The following is a 12,911-nucleotide window of genomic DNA, read 5'->3' as shown; positions in this document are numbered from 1 at the left end:
GACGAGGACAGGAGCAGGCCATGAACCTCACGGAGGGCCCGGCCCCGTACCGCGCGGCGGACGGAGCGGCACGCTCCGCGCACGGGCGTGCGGCCCACGCGCCCGCCGACAGTCCGGTTCCGGCGGAGCCGTCGGAGGCTCCCGGAGGCGGGGCGGCGAGTGCGGGGGAACGCGTCACCGCGCGGGCACTGCCCCCCGACCACACCCAGGCGATCCTGGAGGCGACGAAGGAGGTCGGCGCCGTACTCAAGGCGTCCGGCTGCCCGTTCGCCCTGGTCGGCAGTGTCGCCGCGTACGCGCACGGCATCCCCGTCCGCCTCCAGCACGACACGGACTTCGCCGTGCGCCGGGAGGACGCCGAACTCGTCACCCGGTCGCTGCGCGAGCGCGGGATCCGCATCGTCGAACCGCCCGAGGACTGGCTCGTCAAGGCACGTGCGGGCGGCGAGGAGATCGATCTGATCTTCGCCCTCGCCGGCCGGCCCGTGACGACCGAACTCCTCGCCCGTGCCACGACCATGCCGGTCGACTCCGTCCACATGCCGGTGCTCGCCCCGACCGACCTCATGGTCTGCCGTCTGCTCGCGCTCTCCGAGCACCACTGCGACTTCGGCGCCCTGCTGCCGGTGGCGCGCGGCCTGCGCGAGCGGGTCGACTGGGCACGGGTCCGCCGCGACACCGCCGACGCGCCGATGGCCGTCGCCTTCCTGTACCTGCTCGAACTGATGGACGTGCTGGCCCCGGGCGACGCCACGTGAGCTCGTCCGTCGCGGCTCGGTGCGCCCGAAGCCGTACGGGCCCCCGGCGGTGTCCGCCGGGGGCCCGTACGGCTCTGCCTAGGAGGTGCGTCGCTTCAGTTCGTCGGGGGACTTCGCGGCGCGTTCACGCGCCTTGTCGGCGACCTCCTGGACCTTTCCCTTCATCTGGTCGCCCTTGCCCTCGGCCTCCATCCGCTCGTTGCCCGTGGCCTTGCCCACGGTCTCCTTGATCTTGCCCTTGCCCTTTTCCATGTCGCTCTTGCGCATCAGTGGGTTCCTTTCTGGTCGACCGGGGTCCCGCCCTCGTCGAGGGTCCGGACGATGGCGGACGCGAACGCGTCGAGGTCGCCCGGCGTGCGGGAGGTGATCAGGGGGTGGCGTCCGGTGGTGTCGACGACGACGGCGCGGTCAAGCCACGTGCCGCCCGCGTTCTCGAGGTCGGTGCGGAGCGACGGGTACGACGTGAGTTCGCGGCCCCGGGCGAGGCCGGCCTCCACGAGGATCCAGGGTCCGTGGCAGATGGCGGCGACCGGTTTGCCGGCGTCGGCGAAGGCGGAGAGGAGGCGTCGTGCCTCGTCGTCGGTACGCAGCCGGTCGGCGTTCAGCGTGCCGCCCGGCACGATCACGGCGTCGAAGTCGTCGGCCGCCGCCTTCGCCAGGGTGGTGTCCGGCCGGACGACGTCACCGGGCCTGCGGTCCGAGACCAGGGTCCGGATCTCCGCGTCCTTCTGCGCCGCGACCGTGACGCGCGCACCGGCCTCGCGCAGAGCGACGACCGGTTTCCGCAGCTCGTCCTGCTCCGTTCCGTAGTTCGTCGTGAGGACGAGTACGGCCTTTCCGGCGAGCGTTCCACCGGACTGGGCGTCGGTCTGTTCGTCTGTCTGTCGGTCGGTCTGTGCGTCGGACCGGACGTCGGGCGGCTTTCCTTCGGGCTTTCCTTCGGGCTTCCCCTCGGGCTTTCCTGCGGTCGACACGGTGCGTTCCTCTCCGGCGTCGAATCCCCCCGCCACCTCTGCGCCTCACCCCGCAGCCGATGCTCAAACGTCCTCGGGTGTGTTGCGGTCGCCGCGCATGTTCCTGGAGATAGGGGGCACGCGCGGACGTACCGAGTGCCCTCGCGCCGAGGACGACCGGCAGGCCTCGGAGGCAGCGGAGGTGCCGCCATGGTTCCCCTTCTTCTCGTACTCCTTCTGATCCTGGTGCTCTTCGGCGCGGGATTCGCCGTGGAAGTGCTCTGGTACGTCGCCATAGCCGTGCTCGTGCTGTGGCTGCTCGGCTTCCTGATGCGGAGCGGCAACGGCCGCTGGTACCGCTGGTGAGTCGGACTCGCATACGAACACCTTGTGCGCGCCCCGGACTTGGTCCGGGGCGCGCACAAGGTGTTCGAGGTGGCGGGTCGGTGGCGGCCTGACCTGGTCCGCGGGGTGCCTCACTCGGTCCGGTGGGATGTCGTCGCCCGGCGGCGCGACCAGCGGATGACGAGGCTGAGGAGGGCGACCAGGGTCAGCACCCAGGAGGCCGCGAACAGCCAGATCAGCAGCGGGGCCTCGGTGGCGACGGCGAGGACGAGCAGGGTGAGGGTGAGGGCTCCGAGCGCGGGGAGCCGATGGTGGTCACCGGAGCGCGAGGGCAGGCGCAGCCGGGGGCCGCGTCGCATCGTGCGAAGGTGGCGGGCGAGCGGCTCGTCGCGGTCGAGCTGTTCCTCGATCTCCGCCAGAACGCGTTGCTCACGCGCCGAGAGTCGGGCCTCGTCCATCGCGGACACCTCCTCCCGATCCCGGTCCCTCGGTGAGGGGCCCGGCATCGTCGGCCGACGCCATAAGCGTCGCACCTCTACGGATTCCCCGCGAAACAGTGTCGAATCGCGCCATAGCGGGCATCATTCCCCCAGACGCTCGACCGACGGACCCCGCCGCACCTTCTGACACAGCGGCGCAGGCCCACCGCCACCGTCGAAGGGGCCCTCATGTCCACCGCCGGAACACACTCCGACACCTCTCCCGAGCGCACCCCGGAACCCGTGGGCGGCGCAGGGGCGGCGACACGCCACGCGGCGCTGGGCGGACTCCCCGAGCCGGTCCGTCCGACCAGCTTCTCCACGGGCGACGCGCGGACCCTGTCCGTCGCCCTCTTCGCACGTCTGCGGGCCCTTGAGGAGGGAACGCCGGAGTACGCGTACGTCCGCAACACCCTGGTGGAGCTCAACCTCAGTCTGGTGAAGTTCGCCGCCCGCAGGTTCAGGAACCGCGCCGAGCCGGCCGAGGACATCGTCCAGGTGGGCACGATCGGCCTGATCAAGGCGATCGACCGGTTCGACCCCGACCGCGCGGTCGACTTCTCCGCGTTCGCGCTGCCGACGATCGTCGGCGAGATGAAGCGCTTCTTCCGGGACACCAGTTGGGCGGTCCGGGTGCCCCGTCGCCTCCAGGAGCTGCGGATCGACCTCGCGAAGGCGGCCGACGGCCTGGAGCAGGGCCTGGGGCGCCGTCCCAGCCAGGCGGAACTGGCGGCACGGCTGCACGTGACGGAGGAGGAGGTCGCGGAGGGCCAGCTCGCGGCCCACGGCTACGCCGCCCGCTCCCTGGACACGCCGGTGGGCGACGAGGACGCGGCGTCCAGGACCCACGCACGGCACCTGGCCAGCTCCGAGCCGTCCTACGAGCTGATCGAGTCGCTGACCTCGCTGCGACCGCTGCTCGCCCGGCTCGACGACCGCGACCGGCGCATCCTCGAGCTGCGTTTCGGGGAGGAACTCACCCAGGCGGAGATAGGCCGCCGGGTCGGCCTCTCCCAGATGCACGTCTCGCGTCTGCTCACCCGGATCCTCGGTGAGCTCAGGAGAGGCCTGCTCCAGGACGGCGCCACGGAGGCCGGGACGGACGGCTGACCTCCAGCCACACCACTTTCCCCATGCGCCCCGGCGCCTTGTCCTCGGTGCCCCAGTCGCCGGCGAGCCGGTCGAGCACCATCAGACCGTGCCCGCCGGGAAGCCCCGGCGACCGGGGCACCTGGACGCGCGGATGCTCGGGGCTGGCATCGGCCACCTCGACCCGGAGCCGCCCGTGCCCGTGGCGCAGCACCAGCTCCTCCGGGCCGCCGGCGTGCAGGCAGGCGTTCGTGACGACCTCCGAGACCAGGAGCAGGACGTCCTCCACCCGTCGCCCGGCCTCCTCGTCCTCCGGCGGGACCCACCCCCAGTCGGCGAGCGCCTCGGCGGTGAAGTCCCGGCAGCGGGCCACCACGCCCCGGGTGCCGTTCAGCACCAGCCTGCGGACCTGACCCGGGGGGACCTCAGCGTTCTGTGCCATGAGCCCCGTCGCTTCCGTGGCCGCGCTCGGACAGTGCCTCGGCCATGCTTCCGTACACACGGAACACTCCACGGGCGCCGGTGATCTCGAACATCCGGTCGACCGGCGCACGCAGCCCGGCGAGTTCCACACACCCACCGGCCTCCAGGGCCCGGAGTCGGGCCCTGAGCAGCGCGTTCAGCCCGGACGAGTCGCAAAACCCGAGTCCGGAGCAGTCGACGAGGATCCTCCCGCTCTGCGGGCACTCCTCCACCGCCTGCCACAGCGGCCGGACGGTGTCGCGGTCGAGCTCCCCCACGAGGGCCAGGACGACGGTGTCCGTCTCCGGCACCGGCCGGACGGCGACACCGAAGCGATCGGGCCCGGGCCCGGTGGCCGGCTCCGCCGGCCCTTCGTCCCGCATGACCTCACCACCCTCATCGCGCCTTTCACCCTTTTTACCCCCTTCCCGGAGGGGGTGGTTTCAATGCATTCCGGTCACCTGGACGGCGCGCCGCGGGGTGCGCTCAGACAGGGAAGGAAGGCGTACCAGGAGGCGTGGGCCGGGGCAGGGCATACACGCGCCGGGGGTGGGCAGTGGCCCACCGACAGTCAGGAGCCGTCAGGAACGAGCCATGAGTGCATCCCTCCGTCCTTCCGCATCGTCACGCCACGCCCCGCCGCCGGGGCGGCTGGCCGTGGAGCGTCGTCGCGACGCGGGCCCCGGCACCGTGCTCCTGCTCCTGAGCGGGGAGCTCGACCACGACACGGCCGCGCCGCTGCGGAACGCCCTGGAGGAGAACTCCGCGCGCGGACGCTTGGTCGTCGACTGCTCCGGCCTGGGGTTCTGTGACTCCACCGGACTGAACCTGCTGCTGAGGGCCCGGCTGCGGCACCTGGCCGAGGGCGGGCGGGTGGACCTCGCCGGCCTGCGCCCTCCGGTGGACCGGATGTTCGAGATCACCGGCGCGCGGCAGATCTTCCGGGTGTACGAGGACGCCGAGATCGCCCTGCGTGATCGACGGTCGTCCGCATAGCGGCCCGCGGGCCGAGGAAGAGCGCAGCTCATGACCCATCCGCAGGTACCGCCCACGACCTCCCGGAGCCGCCGCTTCGCGCTGGCGGACGGGGACGGAGCGGTGCGGGCGTGCCGTGAGCACACCCGGCGGGCACTGAGCGAGTGGTTCGGTCCGGACGGCGCGCCCGGGCGGGTCGCCGTCGACGACGCCCTGCTGCTGGTCTCCGAGGTCGTCACGAACGCATGCACCCACGGGGGCGTGCCGTACGAACTGTGCCTGGACCGGACCGACGGAAGGCTGTGGGTCCGGGTCAGCGACACGAGTCCGCTACGGCCCCGGCCGCACGGCCCGCACCGGGCCGGCCGCTCCTCGGGGCACGGCCTGTATCTCCTGGAGCGCCTCTCGGCCGCCTGGGGCTGGTTCCCCCGGGGCGGGGGGAAAGCGGTCTGGTTCGAGGTGGTGGTGCTGCCCGGGCCCGGGGATCACCACCGCCCTACAGTGGAGGGGTGACGCGGGACACCGCGGTGCACCCGGCACCCGGCCCGTACCGCGTCGCCCTGTGCGAGGTCCTCCATGACACAGCGCAGACCACACCCCGGCGCGGAGCCGCCGCACGGGGAGCCGGGCGAGGACGGCCTGCGCCGACTGCTCGCCGGTCTCACTGCCGTACGGGACGGGGACCTGTCGGTCCGGCTTCCCGAGGCCGGCGGCGGCATCCACGGCGAGATCGCCGGCGTCTACAACGACATGGTCGGGCAGCTCTCCCTGGTCACCTCGGAGGTCACCCGGGTCGCCGGCGAGGTCGGCGGCCAGGGGCTGCTCGGCGGCCGGATCCGGGAGCCCGGGGCGCGGGGGGTGTGGCGGGAGCTGACGTCCGGCGTCAACACGATGGCCGACAACCTCACGTCCCAGGTGCGGTCCATCGCCCAGGTGGCCACCGCGGTCGCCCTCGGGGACCTCACCCGGAAGATCAGGGTGGACGCGCGCGGCGAGATCCTGGAGCTGAAGGAGACCATCAACACCATGGTCGACCGGCTCTCGTCGTTCGCCGAGGAGGTCACCCGGGTGGCCAGGGAGGTGGGCACGGAGGGCAAACTCGGCGGCCAGGCCACCGTCCACGGGGTCTCCGGCACCTGGAAGGACCTCACCGACAACGTCAACTCCATGGCCGACAACCTCACCAACCAGGTGCGGAACATCGCCCAGGTCACCACCGCCGTCGCCCAGGGCGACCTGACCAGCCGCATCGACGTCTCCGCGCGTGGCGAGATCCTCGAACTCAAGACCACCATCAACACGATGGTCGACCAGCTGTCGTCGTTCGCCGCCGAGGTCACCCGCGTCGCCCGCGAGGTCGGCACCGAGGGCAAACTCGGCGGCCAGGCCGAGGTCGAGGGCGTCTCCGGCACCTGGAAACGGCTCACCGAGAACGTCAACGAACTCGCCGGGAACCTGACGCGTCAGGTCCGCGCCATCGCCGAGGTCACCAGTGCCGTCGCCGAGGGCGACCTGACCCGTTCCATCACGGTCGACGCGCCCGGCGAGGTCAGGGACCTGCGCGACAACATCAACTCGATGGTCGAGTCGCTGCGGGCGACCACCCGGGCCAACGAGGAGCAGGACTGGCTCCAGACCAACCTCGCCCGGATCACCGGTCTCCTGCAGGGCACCCGCGGCCTGCCCGAGATCGCCGAACTGATCATGGCCGAGGTGCCGCCGCTGGTCGCCGCCCAGTACGGCGCGTTCTTCCTCGCCGGCGAAGGCGAGCGGGGCACCGAGCTCGTCATGACCGCCGCCTACGGGTCCCCCGACGCCCCGGACGCGCCACCGCGCCGCTTCCTCCTCGGCCAGTCCCTGGTCGGGCAGGCGGCCCGCGACCGGCGGGCCCTCGTCGTCGAGCAGGTGCCCGCCGGCTACGCCACCATCGCCTCGGGGACGGGTTCCGGCGAGCCGAGCACACTGATCGTCCTGCCGATCGTCGTCGAGGAACAGGTCCTCGGAGCGCTCGAGTTCGCCTCGCTCCGCCCCTTCACCGGCGTGCGGCGCGAGTTCCTCGACCGGTTCGTGGACAGTGCGGGAGCCGTCCTCAGCTCACTGGTCGCCAACCTCCGCACCGACGAACTCCTCGGCCAGTACCGTCGCCTTGCCGACGAACTCCGCTCCCGCTCCAAGGAGTTGCAGACGCGGCAGCAGGAACTCCAGCTCTCCAACGCCGAGTTGAAAGAGCAAGCCGCCCTCCTCGCCGAGCGCAACAAGGACATCGAATCCAAGAACCTCGTCATCGAGCAGGCGCGCCAGGAGCTGGAGGAACGGGCCCAGCAGCTGTCCCGCACCTCCCTGTACAAGTCCGAGTTCCTCGCCAACATGAGCCACGAACTGCGCACCCCGCTCAACAGCCTGCTGATCCTGGCCCGGCTGCTCGCCCAGAACGGCGCGGGCAACCTGACGGAGAAGCAGGTCGACTACGCCGAGGTCATCCACTCCGCCGGATCCGACCTGCTCCAGCTCATCAACGACATCCTCGACCTGTCGAAGGTCGAGGCGGGGAAGATGGACATCCGGCACGAGTCCTTCCCCCTCCGCCAGCTCACGGAGTACCTGGAGGCGACCTTCGGGCCGGTCGCCGACGAGCGGCGGCTCTCGTACACGGTCACCGTCGCCGACGACGTGCCCGCCGAGCTGAACAGCGACGAGGCGAGACTCCGCCAGATCCTGCGCAACCTCCTGTCCAACGCTCTGAAGTTCACCGACGAGGGCCGGGTCGCGCTCACGGTCGAGCACGCCTCCCCCGACGAGACGCCGCCCGCGCTCCTCGACGGCCCGCCCGTCCTCGCCTTCCGCATCACCGACACCGGCATCGGCATCCCCGCCGGGCAGATCCGGCACGTCTTCGAGGCGTTCCAACAGGGCGACGGCACCGCCGCCCGGCGCTACGGAGGTACCGGCCTGGGGCTGTCCATCAGCCGCGAGGTGGCCGGGCTCCTCGGCGGCACCATCGAGGCGACGAGCAGCCCCGGCCACGGCAGCACCTTCACGTTCTACCTGCCCACGTCCCACTCCCTGCCGGCGTCACGGCCATCCCCCGACGGGACGGCCCCGACTTCGGAGCCGCACCCGGACACCGGTCCGGCGGCCGGACCGGCGGCCGGACCGGACACCGAACCCACAGCCGGATCCGGCGCCGGCTCCCCCTCCGAAGCCGGATCCGAGGCCGGGTCCGCAACCGGATCCGCGTCCCACCCCGAAGCCGACGCCGGTACGACCTGGCCTGCCGGGCACACCACCGTGCTCGTCGTCGACGACGACGCCCGCAACGTCTTCGCCCTCACCGAGGTCCTCGAAGGGCACGGCCTGCGCGTCCTCACGGCCGACAGCGGCCACGCGGGCCTGGACCTGCTCGCGGCGCACGACGAGGTCCGGCTCGTGCTGATGGACGTCATGATGGCCGGGATGGACGGCTACACCGCGATCCAGGCCATCAGAAGCATGCCGGGCCGCGCGCGTCTCCCCGTCATCGCGGTCACCGCGAAGGCCATGCCGGGCGACCGCGCCGAGGCGCTGGCGGCGGGAGCCGACGACTACGTGTCCAAGCCGGTCGACGGGGAGGAGCTGGCAGCCAAGATCAGCGCCTGGCTCACGGGCTGACGCGGACGCGAGGGGGGTTGGTTCCCGGCGGACGTACGGGGGTCCTGGCGGGCGTATGGGGGTTCCTGGCGGCCGTTAACAGGGGTGGTTCCCGGCGAGCCCGAGGGGGTGATTCCCGGCGGGTCCTCACCGCTCGGACGGCCTGCCCCGCACGTGCACGGCGACGAGGCTGGTGTCGTCGTCGGTGTCCCCCGTCGCCGTGCTGAGCAGTTCGTCGACGAGCTCGTCGGGCTCGCGGTCCGCGAGGCGCTCGGCGTCGGCGGCGAGCAGGGCGAGGCCCTCGTCGAGACCGGCGTGGCGGCGCTCCACCAGCCCGTCCGTGTACAGGAGAAGCGTGTCGCCCGGGCGCAGCCCGATCCGCTGCTCCCGGTAGGCGTACCCGGGGACCGCGCCGAGCAGGATGTCCTGCGGTGGGTCGAGGAGCCGTGCGCGGCCTTCGCGGAGCAGCAGCATGGGCAGGTGGCCGGCGCTCGACCAGACGAGGCCGTGGTCCTCGGGGTCGTACAGCGCGCACACCGCCGTCGCCGTGGTGCCGCCGCCGGTGCGCAGGGTGACCTCGTTGAGCCAGCCCATGAGCCGGCGGGCCGAGTGGCCGGTGAACGCGAGGGCGCGCTGGGCGTTGCGGAGCGCGACCATGCCGGTGACGGAGTCGATGCCGTGTCCCGCGATGTCTCCGACGGCGACCAGGATCTTGCCGGTGGGCAGGGCGAGGACGTCGTACCAGTCGCCGCCGACCCGGTACTCCTCCGCGGCGGGCCGGTAGCGGGCGGCCACCACGAGGTCGCCGGGCAGTTCCTGGATGCCGGGGACCTCGGGCACGATCGCCTGCTGGAGCTGGAGCGCCAGCTGGTGGCGCAGCTCCGCCTGGTCGTGGAGTGCGGTGAGGTGGTCGAAGGTCGCCGTCAGCGCGGCCTCGGTGCGGCGGCTGTCCGAGACGTCCTGGTACACCCCGGCGATCCCGGCGACCGCCCCCTCGTCTATCAGCGGCTCCGCCGCCACGCGCACGTGGCGCACGGTCCCGTCGGGGAGCACGATCCGCAGGACCGTCTGGGCGCCCGTCTGCCGCTCGGTCAGCGTGGTCAGCAGCTCCGTCAGGGCGTCGCCGTCGTCCCGGTGGACGCGCTCGCGCAGGCCGGGCAGGGGGATCGGCGTCTCGCCGCGGTCCATGCCGAGGATGCCGTACGCCTGCGGTGCCCACACCGTCTCGCCACCGGTGAGGCTGTCCTGGAAGGGAGCCACGCCCTGCAGCCTGGCGACGGCCCGGGCCGTGGCGGGGCCGGGTGCGCCCGTGGTGTGCCACAACACCACGGCGTGGTCCTCGCCGGCGGGCAGGACGCGCACGTCGAGCATCGGCGGGGCTTCGCCGGTGCGGGGCGCCGCGGGCAGTCGTGCGGCCCGCTGGACGCGGGTGGTGGCGAGGGCCCGCCGGGTCAGCCGGGCGAGTTCGGCGTGGACCACGGGGAAGGCGCGGGCGAGGGAGGAACCGGAGGCGGGGGCGGCGCCGCCGAGTGCGGTGACCGCGTCGTCGTTGAGGTGCTCCACGGACGCCGCCCCGGACGTCCCGCGCGTGCGGAGGAGCGCCGCCGGATGCGCGAGGGAGTCCAGCACGTCGACGAGTACGGGCAGCGGCGGGCCGGGGTCCTCGGCGTCCAGTACGGTGCCCGCGACCTCCAGGAGTCCCGTGACGGCCCGCCGTGCCGCCGCGTCGAGGGCCGCGGGGCCCGGCCAGCCGACCAGCGCGACCCCGACGGTCCTGTCACGCCGGCTCAGCGGCAGCAGGGCGCGGGCCGCGTCGGGGGCGGGACCCGGCAGCAGCACGCCGTCGGCCGGCCCCTCCTCCAGCCACACGGGGGCGTTGCCGGCGAGGACGGTCCGGAAGGGTTCCGGAGCCGCCGGGGGAATCCACTGCCAGGCCACGGCCTCGGCGGCGCCCACGCCCGCGTGCCCGGCGAGGCGCAGGCAGCCGGGGCCCGTGTGCCGCCACAGCCAGAGGCTGTCCGCGCCGATCGATGAGAGCCCGCCGTCCAGCAGGGTCCGCGCGGCCTCGCCCGCCGTGTCGGAGGTCTCCGCCGCCGCGGCGGTGCGGCGCACCCACCGACGCTCGGCGAGGTGCTCCCCGGCGTGGCCGCCGCTCCCGGGGAGGGCGGTCACGAAAGGTCCGCCGTCCGCGGCCACCGCGTTCACGACGTCCGCGGCGATGTCCTCGGCGGACAGACCGGTCGCCCCGGCCAGCGACTCCAGGTACTCCGCCGCCTCGGTCGGCGGCAGCCGCATCTGGGCCGCGAGCACCCCGGTGGCGAGGTCGAGGAGGTGGCGCTGGGCGTGCCGGGTGCGCAGCCAGCGGTTCTCGGCGGTGAGCCCGGCGAATCCCGGGTCGACCAGGGCGCCACGCGGCGACCCCTGGTACCCCGCGGAACCGGTCACGACGTCCTCCGTCCGCCACCTCGCGGACGCCAGGGACGTTCCCGCGCCCGCGTTCCGGATTCTACGCGCGCGAGTCCCCTCACTCCGACTATTACGGGAGGAAGGGGGCATCCGCCCCTTGCGGCCCGGGGGCTTCCGGGCCGGAGAGGAGAGGGCCATGCCCCGCGGATCGAACGCCAAGCGCGAGCGCCAGTACGAGCACATCAAGGAGAGCGTCCTGGACCGCGGCGAGAGCGAGGAGCACGCCGAGGAGATCGCGGCACGCACGGTCAACAAGGAGCGGGCCCGGGCGGGCGAGTCGAAGACGGCCAGCAAGAGCTCGATCGAGGATATGTCCTCCTCGCGCCGCGGCGGCCTGCGCTCGCACAGCGGCTCGCAGGGCCCGACGTACGACCAGCTGTACGCCGAGGCCCAGCGCCGCAACCTGCACGGCCGCTCCTCCATGAACAAGGACGAGCTGAAGCGGTCCCTGGGCCACTGATCGGCCCCCGGCCCGCGATGAACCCGATCGCGGGGTCGCGTCACCACGACGGGAGCCGTCGGCGGGGTTACGGTCGGCGGCATGGTCGGTGATCGTCAGGGGTGGCTCCGGTGTCTGCTCGCCGGGGCCGTGTTCGTGGTGGGGATGACCGGCACGACGCTGCCGACGCCGCTGTATCCCCTGTACCAGGAGGAGTTCGGGTTCTCCGAGCTGACCGTGACCGTGGTGTACGCCGTGTACGCCTTCGGGGTGATCGGCGTGCTGCTCCTCGCGGGCAACGCGTCGGACACGATCGGCAGGCGGCCGACGCTGCTGTGGGGTCTCGGTTTCGCGGCGGTGAGCGCCGTCTGCTTCCTGTGCGCGCAAGGCCTCGGCTGGCTGTACGCGGGCCGGCTCCTGTCGGGTCTTTCGGCCGGACTGTTCACCGGCGCCGCCACCGCGTACGTCATGGACCTGGCCCCGCCGGGCGGCGCGTCCCGGGCGACGCTGGTCGCGACGGCCGCCAACATGGGCGGCCTCGGCTGCGGCCCCCTGCTCGCCGGGGTGCTCGCGGAGTACGCGCCCGAGCCCCTGCTGCTGCCGTTCGCCGTCCACCTCGCCCTGGTCGCCGTGTCGGCCGTCGTCCTGCTGCGGCTGCCGGAGACCGTGCGGGAGCTCCGGCCCCTGACCGCCGTACGGCCGCAGAAGCCGGCGCTTCCCGCACGCGTCCGCCCCGTGTTCGTGCCGGCGGCCATCGCCGCGTTCGTGGGTTTCGCCCTGTTCGGAGTGTTCACCTCGGTCAGCCCGGCGTTCCTCGCCCGCTACCTCCACGTGGACGACCACGCCGTGAGCGGCCTGATCGTCGCACTCGCCTTCTTCGCGTCCACGGCGGGACAACTCGCCGTCGGACGCGTCGGAGTGGCCCGCTCCCTCCCGCTGGGCTGCGCCGTCCTCTTCGCCGGCCTGTCGTTCCTCGCCGGCGCCCTCGCCACCGAGCTCCTGGCGCTCGTGGTCCTGGCCGCCGTCGTCGGCGGCGCCGGACAGGGCCTGTCCTTCCGCGCCGCGCTCTCCGCCGTCGCGGGCGCCGCGCCGCCGGACCGCCGCGCGGCGGTGATCTCGACCCTCTTCGTCGTCGCGTACACCGGCATCTCCATCCCGGTGATCGGCGTCGGCCTCCTCTCCGATCCCCTCGGCCTCGAACGGGCGGGCCTGGTCTTCACCGCCTGCATGCTGCTCCTCGTCGCCTCCGCCGCCGCCTACCTGCTCCGCAGGCCGGTGCGGACCGAAGCGGCCGACCGCGGGTGAAGGGGTGCCCCTG

The 12,911-nt window shown here is 73.1% G+C and carries 14 protein-coding genes; 8 read left to right on the top strand and 6 right to left on the bottom strand.

Annotated elements, in window-relative coordinates:
- Positions 1 to 20 precede the first annotated feature (20 nt).
- Entirely contained in the window at positions 21 to 758 is a 738-nt protein-coding gene (locus MRBLMG1_RS04250; RefSeq protein WP_367820849.1) for a nucleotidyltransferase family protein, read from the top strand.
- Between the two features lie 78 nt (positions 759 to 836).
- Here MRBLMG1_RS04250 and MRBLMG1_RS04245 read toward each other — a convergent pair whose 3' ends face one another.
- The gene (locus MRBLMG1_RS04245) at positions 837 to 1,025 is read right to left on the bottom strand and encodes a CsbD family protein (protein WP_367820847.1); all 189 of its coding nucleotides are present in this window, start codon (positions 1,023 to 1,025) and stop codon (positions 837 to 839) included.
- Positions 1,025 to 1,732: a type 1 glutamine amidotransferase domain-containing protein gene (locus MRBLMG1_RS04240; RefSeq protein WP_367820845.1), complete on the bottom strand. Its 708-nt coding sequence runs from the start codon at positions 1,730 to 1,732 to the stop codon at positions 1,025 to 1,027. The genes MRBLMG1_RS04245 and MRBLMG1_RS04240 overlap by 1 nt, the downstream gene beginning before the upstream one ends.
- Before the next feature lie 189 nt (positions 1,733 to 1,921).
- On the opposite strand from MRBLMG1_RS04240, the gene MRBLMG1_RS04235 reads away from it, so the two are divergent.
- Positions 1,922 to 2,077 carry a hydrophobic protein gene (locus MRBLMG1_RS04235; RefSeq protein ID WP_367820843.1) on the top strand — a complete coding sequence of 52 codons (156 nt, stop codon included), beginning with the start codon at positions 1,922 to 1,924 and terminating at the stop codon, positions 2,075 to 2,077.
- A gap of 110 nt (positions 2,078 to 2,187) precedes the next feature.
- On the opposite strand, the gene MRBLMG1_RS04230 is transcribed toward MRBLMG1_RS04235, so the two are convergent.
- Positions 2,188 to 2,514, bottom strand: a complete 327-nt coding sequence (locus MRBLMG1_RS04230) for a DUF3040 domain-containing protein (RefSeq protein ID WP_367820841.1) — start codon at positions 2,512 to 2,514, stop codon at positions 2,188 to 2,190.
- Positions 2,515 to 2,724: 210 nt separating this feature from the next.
- Between MRBLMG1_RS04230 and MRBLMG1_RS04225 the strand changes: the two genes are divergently transcribed.
- The gene (locus tag MRBLMG1_RS04225; protein WP_367820839.1) at positions 2,725 to 3,645 is read left to right on the top strand and encodes a SigB/SigF/SigG family RNA polymerase sigma factor; all 921 of its coding nucleotides are present in this window, start codon (positions 2,725 to 2,727) and stop codon (positions 3,643 to 3,645) included.
- On the opposite strand, the gene MRBLMG1_RS04220 is transcribed toward MRBLMG1_RS04225, so the two are convergent.
- Both MRBLMG1_RS04220 and MRBLMG1_RS04215 read right to left on the bottom strand, forming a co-directional pair.
- Positions 3,593 to 4,066 carry an ATP-binding protein gene (locus MRBLMG1_RS04220; RefSeq protein WP_367820837.1) on the bottom strand — a complete coding sequence of 158 codons (474 nt, stop codon included), beginning with the start codon at positions 4,064 to 4,066 and terminating at the stop codon, positions 3,593 to 3,595. The genes MRBLMG1_RS04225 and MRBLMG1_RS04220 overlap by 53 nt on opposite strands.
- A complete protein-coding gene (locus MRBLMG1_RS04215) occupies positions 4,050 to 4,469 on the bottom strand; it encodes an STAS domain-containing protein (protein ID WP_367820835.1) in 420 nt (139 codons plus the stop codon). Before MRBLMG1_RS04215 ends, MRBLMG1_RS04220 begins: the two co-directional genes overlap by 17 nt.
- Before the next feature lie 211 nt (positions 4,470 to 4,680).
- On the opposite strand from MRBLMG1_RS04215, the gene MRBLMG1_RS04210 reads away from it, so the two are divergent.
- From MRBLMG1_RS04210 to MRBLMG1_RS04200, 3 genes are all read left to right on the top strand, one after another.
- Positions 4,681 to 5,082 (top strand): STAS domain-containing protein, encoded by a 402-nt coding sequence (locus MRBLMG1_RS04210; RefSeq protein ID WP_367820833.1) that lies wholly within the window; start codon positions 4,681 to 4,683, stop codon positions 5,080 to 5,082.
- Positions 5,083 to 5,112: 30 nt separating this feature from the next.
- Positions 5,113 to 5,574, top strand: coding sequence for an ATP-binding protein (locus tag MRBLMG1_RS04205; RefSeq protein ID WP_367820831.1), 462 nt, complete (start codon positions 5,113 to 5,115; stop codon positions 5,572 to 5,574).
- Between the two features lie 63 nt (positions 5,575 to 5,637).
- The gene (locus MRBLMG1_RS04200) at positions 5,638 to 8,709 is read left to right on the top strand and encodes a hybrid sensor histidine kinase/response regulator (protein WP_367820829.1); all 3,072 of its coding nucleotides are present in this window, start codon (positions 5,638 to 5,640) and stop codon (positions 8,707 to 8,709) included.
- 126 nt (positions 8,710 to 8,835) lie between these two features.
- On the opposite strand, the gene MRBLMG1_RS04195 is transcribed toward MRBLMG1_RS04200, so the two are convergent.
- Positions 8,836 to 11,133 carry a SpoIIE family protein phosphatase gene (locus MRBLMG1_RS04195; protein WP_367820828.1) on the bottom strand — a complete coding sequence of 766 codons (2,298 nt, stop codon included), beginning with the start codon at positions 11,131 to 11,133 and terminating at the stop codon, positions 8,836 to 8,838.
- 157 nt (positions 11,134 to 11,290) lie between these two features.
- On the opposite strand from MRBLMG1_RS04195, the gene MRBLMG1_RS04190 reads away from it, so the two are divergent.
- A complete protein-coding gene (locus MRBLMG1_RS04190) occupies positions 11,291 to 11,614 on the top strand; it encodes a plasmid stabilization protein (RefSeq protein WP_367820826.1) in 324 nt (107 codons plus the stop codon).
- A gap of 81 nt (positions 11,615 to 11,695) precedes the next feature.
- Positions 11,696 to 12,898 carry an MFS transporter gene (locus MRBLMG1_RS04185; protein WP_367820824.1) on the top strand — a complete coding sequence of 401 codons (1,203 nt, stop codon included), beginning with the start codon at positions 11,696 to 11,698 and terminating at the stop codon, positions 12,896 to 12,898.
- Positions 12,899 to 12,911 lie beyond the last annotated feature (13 nt).

The sequence above is a fragment of the Streptomyces sp. LMG1-1-1.1 genome (genome assembly GCF_040815545.1).
Classification (GTDB): Bacteria; Actinomycetota; Actinomycetes; order Streptomycetales; family Streptomycetaceae; genus Streptomyces.
Note: the sequence above shows the minus strand (reverse complement) of the source record. Positions and strands in the feature narration are given on the sequence as shown.